Source organism: Labilibaculum sp. K2S, assembly GCF_030372765.1.
Taxonomy (GTDB): domain Bacteria; phylum Bacteroidota; class Bacteroidia; order Bacteroidales; family Marinifilaceae; genus Labilibaculum.
The window spans coordinates 1-8,256 of the sequence record NZ_JAUCMW010000041.1 but is presented as its reverse complement, the minus strand read 5'-3'; the positions used below and the strand labels follow the sequence as shown (position 1 = coordinate 8,256).

The following is an 8,256-nucleotide window of genomic DNA, read 5'->3' as shown; positions in this document are numbered from 1 at the left end:
GTGGCACACTTTGAACCGAAATGGGTGGCACATAATGGAGCGATTTATCCAATTAGAAAATCAGAAAGTCCGAAAGCCGTATTTCAAGCCTACTTAATTGATGTAAATAGTATGCAACCTGTTTGGGTTGGTAAAATTTATTCTTCGGGCACACAATTGGATGATTCCAGAACAATTTACAAGAGCATGAGCAGAAGGCTTAATAAGCGGCTAATCAAAGAAAAAATTCTATTGCCTCCTTTATTGATACGTAAGTAATAGAAATAAAAAAGGCGGCCAACAGCCGCCTTCTATATTCCATATGAAGAATGATTACATCATACCAGGCATTCCACCACCCATTCCGCCACCCATTGGCATAGCAGGAGCATCTTCCTTTATTTCAATCAAAACACATTCAGTAGTTAAAAACATACCAGCTATTGAAGCCGCATTTTCAAGAGCTACACGAGATACTTTAGCAGGATCAATAACACCAGTTTCAAATAGGTTCTGATATTCTCCGATACGGGCATTGTAACCAAAGTCCCCTTTACCGGCTCTCACCTTATCAACCACAACTGCACCTTCGCCACCAGCATTGGCAACAATCTGACGCAATGGCTCTTCAATAGCACGCTTTATTATCTCGATCCCAGTTGTTTCGTCCTCGTTCTCACCTTTAAGGTTTTCCAGAGCCGCAATTGCACGAATATATGCTACACCACCACCAGGAACAATTCCTTCTTCAACAGCCGCACGAGTAGCACTCAATGCATCGTCAACACGATCTTTTTTCTCTTTCATTTCAACTTCAGAAGCTGCTCCAACATAAAGTACAGCAACACCACCAGCTAATTTTGCTAATCTTTCCTGAAGTTTTTCTTTATCGTAATCAGAAGTTGAATTCTCAATTAAAGTTTTGATTTGAGCAACTCGGGCAACAATACCATCTTTTTCTCCACTTCCATTTACAATAGTTGTGTTTTCTTTATCAATGGTAATTTTTTCTGATTGACCAAGCATTTCCAAAGTTGCCTGCTCCAATTTCATTCCTTTTTCTTCAGAAATAACAAGCCCTCCGGTAAGAATAGCAATATCTTCCAACATTTCTTTTCTTCTGTCGCCAAATCCAGGAGCTTTAACAGCGGCAACTTTTAATGAACCTCTTAAACGATTCACAACCAAAGTGGCTAATGCTTCGCCTTCTACATCTTCAGCAATAATCATCAGCGGACGACCAGATTGAGCAACTGGTTCAAGAACCGGCATTAACTCTTTCATTGTAGAGATTTTCTTGTCGTACAATAAAATATATGGGTTCTCTAAATCAGCTTCCATTTTTTCAGGATCAGTAATGAAATACGGAGAGATGTACCCTCTGTCAAATTGCATTCCTTCAACCACTTTCACGTAAGTTTCAGTTCCTTTTGCTTCTTCAACAGTAATTACACCTTCTTTTTTCACTTTTTCCATTGCCTCAGCAATCAGTGCACCAATAGTCTCATCATTATTTGCAGAGATTTTAGCAACTTGCTTGATCTTATCGAAGTTATCCCCAACTTCCTGAGCTTGCTCTTTAATGTTCGCAACAACAGCCGCAACGGCAATATCAATACCGCGTTTTAAATCCATTGGGTTAGCTCCTGCAGTAACATTTTTCAAACCAACATTTACGATGGATTGTGCCAAAACAGTAGCAGTAGTAGTTCCATCACCAGCATCATCTCCTGTTTTCGAAGCTACTTCTTTAACCATCTGAGCACCCATATTAGAGGCAGGATCAGCTAGCTCAATTTCCTTTGCAACAGTAACACCATCTTTTGTGATCTGAGGAGCACCAAACTTGCGATCAATTACAACATTTCTACCCTTAGGGCCTAAGGTTACTTTTACTGCATTTGCCAACTCATCAACACCTTTTTTTAAAAGATCGCGAGCTTCTATATTAAATTTTATTTCTTTAGCCATTTTTTATTCAATTTTGAAAGTTTGTGAAGTTAATTACGCAATGTACAAAACGTCTGACTGAGACATTAACAGATAATCATCTCCATTAATTACCAACTCTGTTCCTGAATATTTGCCATAAAAAACCGTATCACCGATTTTTAATTCCATTGGTTCATCCTTCTTATCGGTACCAACCAATACTACTTTACCTTGCATTGGCTTTTCTTTTGCAGCATCCGGAATAATGATACCACTTGCAGTTTTTTCTTCAGCTTTAATAGCTTCAACCAAAATTTTGCCAGCAAGAATTCTACCTTTTAAGTCTGCCATTTTCAAAATATTTTAAGTTTTAAATTACATTTTATGACTCATTCTCTTTCACAATCCATGCCAAAAGAAATTCATTGACAATTTTGCCGCAATCCTGTACCTATTTCAAAACATCAATAACAAATGTGATCAAGACTTATCAATATTTCAATTGAGAATGAATAAATATACTGAAAAACAGAACGATAGCAAGACAAAAAAAATGTCAGTATGATATGACATACTGACATTTACTTATATCAACAATATTTTTCTTTTCTTATTTTGCTGTATCCTTTTCTGTAGAAGGAGCTTCAGTAGGGAAAGTAGGAACATCGGTAGCAGTTTCAGTTTCCTGCAATTGCTGCTCAATTTGTGATTTCTGACCTGCTACTTCACCACGATCAATAGTCATCGCAGCTAAAAGACAAAGAACTAATAAACTTCCGGCCAAACCCCAAGTTGCTTTCTCAAGGAAATCAGTTGTTTTCTTAACTCCCATAATTTGGTTTGAGGATGAAAAGTTTGAAGCTAATCCACCTCCTTTAGAGTTCTGTACTAATACGATTAACACCAAAAGTACACAAACAATAAAGATCAATACTAAAACAAAGGTATACATACTTATCTATTTACTATTTTTTAATTTTTCTATTCTCTCAATCTGACTCGCAAAGTAAGCGTTTTTTTCGGGATTTTTCAAAACTAATTTGTCATAAACAGCAACAGCCTTATCGAACAGCTTCTGTTTCACATAGATAGAGGCCAAAGTTTCACTAATAAAACCATCTTTATCTTCTAAACTTCCTAATGAAATATCCTCTTGTTTATCAACAACTTTAATGTTCCTGCTTATTCTTGGTTCATTTTGAATAAAACTATCAATCAGATCAATTCCTTTTTTCGATTTTTCCTTATCTGAATCCGAGCGAACTTCTTCACTATCCTTTTTATTAACAACTGTCATCCAATCAGTAAAGGTGTGATTTTCATCTTTATTCGATTCTGTTTTCTTGATCTTTGGTTCATCTGATAAAGTGTATAAATTGCCACCAAAACCAATATGATAAACCTCTGTTGCCGCCACCAATAATTCTGAGTCGCTCAACTGCTTTTCTATTGGCGACTTCTCAGCTTTCGCTGTAGATTCCTCTTTTTTATTTTCCGAATCATCAAACTCTAAAATATCCTCATTTGCAACTAACAAATTTTCAGATTCTACAGAATTATTCTGATCCTGCGAAACCTCCGGATCATTTACTTCCAACTCTTCTGATAATTGAAATAATCCATCCGCCTCCTCTGCTTCAATTTCAGATACAGGTGGCTTTTCATCGATCGGAAGATCAGTACTTTCTTTTCGTATATCAATTTGAACTTCTGATATAACAGGATCTGATGTTTCAGGAGCAACAAGTATATTTTCAGTGCTCTTAGAACGGGATTGTATCTTAATTTGATCTTGAATTAACAAAAACAACTGACGTCGGTCTGGAATGTACAAAGCTGAATTTCTCAACTCTTCTTTAAACCGAATGCTTTGGCTATCATACAAGTTTTTCAACAAGAGTAGATGAGCAGTCTGAAAATAAGGATATCGGTCAATCAGGCTTTTTAATTCCCGATGACTGTTCCGATCCATTTTCGCTGAATTTCTAATCCAATCTTGCAATAAACTTTGATCCATTTTTTTACCAGTTTACAACCGCTTCGTTGTATATATCATCAATAATATCTTCTAAAATCTCTACCACTAATCCTTCTTCCACATCACTTAACTGTTTAGTACTATCAAAATCCCGAAAGGCTGAAAAGCTCTTATCAAAATCATTATCAGGCTCTATTTCGTTTGTGAAACGAACTTTTACAGTAACTGTTAATCTATTGGTTGCAGAAATATCATCCGCAGTAACATCTAAAGCCTGAGTTCTGTATCCGGTTATTTCTCCCTCAAAATTCAACTGTCCTTCTCCATCTACAATTTCATCCAAACTAGTTTGTCCACGGAATTTTTCCTTAAGTGCCTCGGTAAACTGATTACTCAAATTTGGATTTACAAGAGGTGCTCTGTTGGGGAAAAACTGAACAGAAAAAGTTTTCACATCAGTCGATAGTGTTCCTCCTGTAAATGAATAAGAAACCTTACATGCTGTTACTACAAAAGCAACACAAAAACTTAAAAACAAGACTTTAATTAAATTCATATGATTATAATTTGTTTTTTAGTTTCCATATGGAACTTACCATGAACCAATAATCATGCCCCTGTGTGTCACAATTGCCTGTCATGGACGTTTCATATATTGGGAAATAAAAATAACAATAAATTGTGAATATTAGTTGATATCGTATTCTTTGATTTTACGATACAGTGTCCGCTCAGATATTCCTAAATCCTGCGCAGCGTACTTCCGTTTTCCGTTGTGCTTCTCCAAGGCTTTCCTGATCAATTCAACCTCTTTATCTTCAAGCGATAAAGATTCCTCAACAAATTCCTCTGTGTCCTGAATTACCGAATCTTTAGGAGATGAAACAGCAGTAGAAGTTTGCGCCGAAGATTGATGATGAAGAATATCAATCTCCTGATCTTCATACAGCTTCCGGATAAGCAAAGCGTTATCTTTTTGCAAAGATGAAGAATCTCCACTTGTTTGCATCAACTCAAACACTAACTTTTTCAAATCAGTCATGTCCTTTTTCATATCAAAAAGAACCTTGTAAAGTATTTCCCTTTCTGAAGAAAAGGCCTGATCTTTTTTAGACGCATCAGTATAAATAGCAGGTAACATATGCTCATCATTCCTTGGAAGATAGTTCCTCAGTATGTCAGCACTAATTTGCCTTTCCTTTTCAATAATTGAAACTTGTTCTGTAATATTTTTCAATTGTCGGATATTCCCAGGCCAACGATAAGATTTCAATAATTGTTGAGCTCCAGAATCGAGCCGCAAAGGCGGCATTCTATATTTTTCAGCAAAATCTTGTGCAAATTTTCGGAAAAGCAGATAAATATCCTCTTGTCTCTCCCGCAAAGGAGGCATGTTGATAGGTACAGTATTTAAACGGTAATACAAATCTTCTCTAAACTTACCATCTTTTACAGCTTTAGGAACATTAAGATTTGTCGCAGCAACAACTCTTACATCTGATTTTAAAACCTTTGACGAACCAACTTTAATGAACTCACCTGTTTCTAAAACACGTAACAAACGAACTTGCGTTGATAGCGGCAATTCACCAATCTCATCCAAGAAAATTGTCCCTTTATTGGCTACCTCAAAATATCCCTTCCGATCTGATAAGGCTCCCGTAAATGCCCCCTTTTCATGTCCAAATAATTCTGAATCAATAGTTCCTTCCGGAATAGCGCCACAATTCACAGCTATATACGGAGCATGTTTTCGTGAGCTGAATTGATGTATTATTTGAGGAAACACTTCTTTTCCCGTTCCGCTCTCCCCTGTAATTAATACCGATAAATCAGTAGGAGAAACCTGAATTGCAATGTCAAGCGATCTATTTAAAGAATATGTATTCCCGATAATTGAGAAACGATGTTTTATTGTTTGTATATCCATCAAAAAAATCTAATTTGATTGTTACCTAAGTAAAAGCATGAAATTTTATCATGCTACCTGACAAAATTACTACTTTTTAGACTCAGAAGGCTATTCTGCTTAATTAATATCTTTAAAGATTGTTAATTTTCAGTATCTTTTTCATTCAATCTCCGTAATAATTCATGTTACACATAGTAAAATCTAAGAGCCTATGTCAATCAGTCTAAAAAGTCTTAAAGAATCAAATGAATTTTTAAATATTTTATTCAACAATATAACATCGGCAATATTTATTCTTGATAAGCATACTCGCGTTAAAAGTGTAAACGAATCATTTACGCTCCTCTTTCAGAAAAGAGAAGAAAAGATACTTGGTAATTTATGTGGCAATTCCTTAGGATGTCAATATACCGTTGACGAAAATGCGTTATGCGGTGAAACCTCTCATTGTAAAAATTGTAAATTGAGAAGCGATCTTCTGCTTACCATGTGTCAAAAAGTTCCTGTAAATGGGAGAAAACTCACCAGAGGTTTTTACTCAAATAACCAAAAAGAGACCAAACACTTTTTGTATTCAACCCGACACATACAATATGATGGAGATGAATATATTTTGGTAATTGTTGATGACCATACAGAATTAGAGAATAACAGGAATAAACTTGAAGAACAGAACGAAACTCTTCGTGTTCTTAATGAGCAGAAATCAAAATTCATAGGTATAGCGGCTCACGACCTTCGTAATCCCATTGGTGCTATAAAATCCTTTTCCAATATACTATTAGATTCGTATCACGATTTTTCCGATGAAGATAAAATTGAATTCATGAGATTAATAAAAGACAGCAGTCAGTTTTCTCTTAACTTGATTAATGAGCTATTAGATATCTCCAAAATTGAACTGGGTAAACTGGAACTGGATAAGAAGGAACAGAATATTCAGGAAATAATTGAAAATACAATAAAAATCAATAGGATTTTCGCAAAAAAAAAGAACATCCAAATCAATTTTATTCCAACAATAAGTGTTAATTCAATTTGTATCGACAAAAATAAAATTGAGCAAGTACTACACAATCTATTAAGTAACGCTATTAAATACTCTAACCCAGATACAACAATATCTGTCATTCTTAAAAAGAACAATTCACATATTGAAATATCAGTTACTGATCAGGGAGTTGGTATTCCAGCTCAGGAGGTAAAAAATTTATTTACCGAGTTTGGTACAACAAGTGCAAAAACTACAGCAAACGAAAGTAGCACTGGTTTAGGTTTAGCTATTGCTAAAAAAATTGTGAACGGTCATGGTGGAGAAATAATGGCTCATAGCAAACTAGGAAAAGGTTCTGAATTTTTGTTTACTTTGCCATTAAATTAAAACCCGCAAAATAAAACAAGAATGAAATTCTTAGGAATTATACCTGCAAGATATGCATCTACTAGGTTTCCTGGTAAACCTTTGGCCGATATTAACGGCAAACCAATGATTCAAAAAGTATACGAACAAGCTCTTAAAGCTCTTGATCATGTATATGTTGCCACTGATGATAAAAGAATAGAGGAAGCTGTTACTAACTTTGGTGGAAAAGTAATTATAACCTCTCCAAATCATCAAAGCGGAACCGATCGGATTGCCGAAGCCGCTAACGATATCACGTCGAAACTGAACCTCAATTTCGACGTAGTTATCAATATTCAGGGCGATGAGCCTTTTATTCAGCCCGAACAAATTAATTCGCTAAAATCCTGTTTCAACAATCCAGCTACCGAGATTGCAACATTAATAAAAGCAATTACAAATACTGCTGAGATTTTTGATCCAAATAAAGTTAAGGTAGTAACTGCTAAGGATAATCGCGCCTTATATTTCAGCCGGTCACCAATCCCGTTTGTTCGCGGTGAAGATCAGGAAAAATGGCTGTCCAAAAATACTTTCTACAAACATATAGGGATGTATGCCTACCGATTTGATGCTTTAATGAAGGTTACAAAGCTGGAACAAAGTAAATTAGAACTATCTGAATCTTTAGAGCAATTACGTTGGCTTGAGAACGGTTATTGGATACAAACAGAAATAACAGAACATGAATCGATTGGGATAGATACTCCTGAAGATTTACTTAGAGTAAAGGAAATGGGGCTTTTATAGTCCTTTTTTTATGCTTTAACTTTTCTTTAAGACTTATAAATTGGCAGCCTAATCTTTTTGTACCATATTTTGTTGCAATTCCATATGAATCAAATTTTACCTCGAGAGAATGCCCTGCAATCCATTTGGGGCGATGATAACTTCTATACAACAAGAATTATGGATGTTTACATTACAAAACTCAGAAAGTATTTGAAGCCAGATTCCAATTTGTCAATAGAGAACATTCACGGGAGCGGCTTTCATTTACTTCAAATCAACACTCCATTTGATTCTGCAAAGTAAATTGATCCAGAATAATTC

The 8,256-nt window shown here is 35.4% G+C and carries 10 protein-coding genes; 4 read left to right on the top strand and 6 right to left on the bottom strand.

What is annotated here, in order from left to right:
- Positions 1-258: hypothetical protein (locus tag QUH73_RS20355; RefSeq protein WP_289532288.1), on the top strand; the 258-nt coding region annotated here is incomplete at its 5' end.
- A 54-nt stretch (positions 259-312) separates the two neighbouring features.
- On the opposite strand, the gene groL is transcribed toward QUH73_RS20355, so the two are convergent.
- The 6 genes from groL to QUH73_RS20325 all read right to left on the bottom strand — a co-directional run bounded on the left by groL (position 313) and on the right by QUH73_RS20325 (position 5,822).
- Positions 313-1,950, bottom strand: a complete 1,638-nt coding sequence (gene groL / locus QUH73_RS20350) for a chaperonin GroEL (protein WP_289532287.1) — start codon at positions 1,948-1,950, stop codon at positions 313-315.
- A 33-nt stretch (positions 1,951-1,983) separates the two neighbouring features.
- The gene (locus tag QUH73_RS20345; RefSeq protein ID WP_289532286.1) at positions 1,984-2,262 is read right to left on the bottom strand and encodes a co-chaperone GroES; all 279 of its coding nucleotides are present in this window, start codon (positions 2,260-2,262) and stop codon (positions 1,984-1,986) included.
- 259 nt (positions 2,263-2,521) lie between these two features.
- On the bottom strand, positions 2,522-2,863 hold the full coding sequence (gene secG, locus QUH73_RS20340; protein WP_289532285.1) for a preprotein translocase subunit SecG: 342 nt from the start codon (positions 2,861-2,863) through the stop codon (positions 2,522-2,524).
- A 6-nt stretch (positions 2,864-2,869) separates the two neighbouring features.
- Positions 2,870-3,928: a hypothetical protein gene (locus QUH73_RS20335; RefSeq protein ID WP_289532284.1), complete on the bottom strand. Its 1,059-nt coding sequence runs from the start codon at positions 3,926-3,928 to the stop codon at positions 2,870-2,872.
- 4 nt (positions 3,929-3,932) lie between these two features.
- Positions 3,933-4,445: an LptE family protein gene (locus tag QUH73_RS20330; protein ID WP_289532283.1), complete on the bottom strand. Its 513-nt coding sequence runs from the start codon at positions 4,443-4,445 to the stop codon at positions 3,933-3,935.
- 132 nt (positions 4,446-4,577) lie between these two features.
- A complete protein-coding gene (locus QUH73_RS20325; RefSeq protein WP_442913432.1) occupies positions 4,578-5,822 on the bottom strand; it encodes a sigma-54 interaction domain-containing protein in 1,245 nt (414 codons plus the stop codon).
- A gap of 190 nt (positions 5,823-6,012) precedes the next feature.
- Between QUH73_RS20325 and QUH73_RS20320 the strand changes: the two genes are divergently transcribed.
- The 3 genes from QUH73_RS20320 (at position 6,013) to QUH73_RS21000 (ending at position 8,238) form a co-directional block, all read left to right on the top strand.
- Positions 6,013-7,182: a sensor histidine kinase gene (locus tag QUH73_RS20320; RefSeq protein WP_289532281.1), complete on the top strand. Its 1,170-nt coding sequence runs from the start codon at positions 6,013-6,015 to the stop codon at positions 7,180-7,182.
- 21 nt (positions 7,183-7,203) lie between these two features.
- Positions 7,204-7,953 carry a 3-deoxy-manno-octulosonate cytidylyltransferase gene (gene kdsB, locus QUH73_RS20315; protein WP_289532280.1) on the top strand — a complete coding sequence of 250 codons (750 nt, stop codon included), beginning with the start codon at positions 7,204-7,206 and terminating at the stop codon, positions 7,951-7,953.
- Positions 7,954-8,037: 84 nt separating this feature from the next.
- Positions 8,038-8,238 (top strand): winged helix-turn-helix domain-containing protein, encoded by a 201-nt coding sequence (locus tag QUH73_RS21000; RefSeq protein WP_442913431.1) that lies wholly within the window; start codon positions 8,038-8,040, stop codon positions 8,236-8,238.
- Positions 8,239-8,256: the final 18 nt, after the last annotated feature.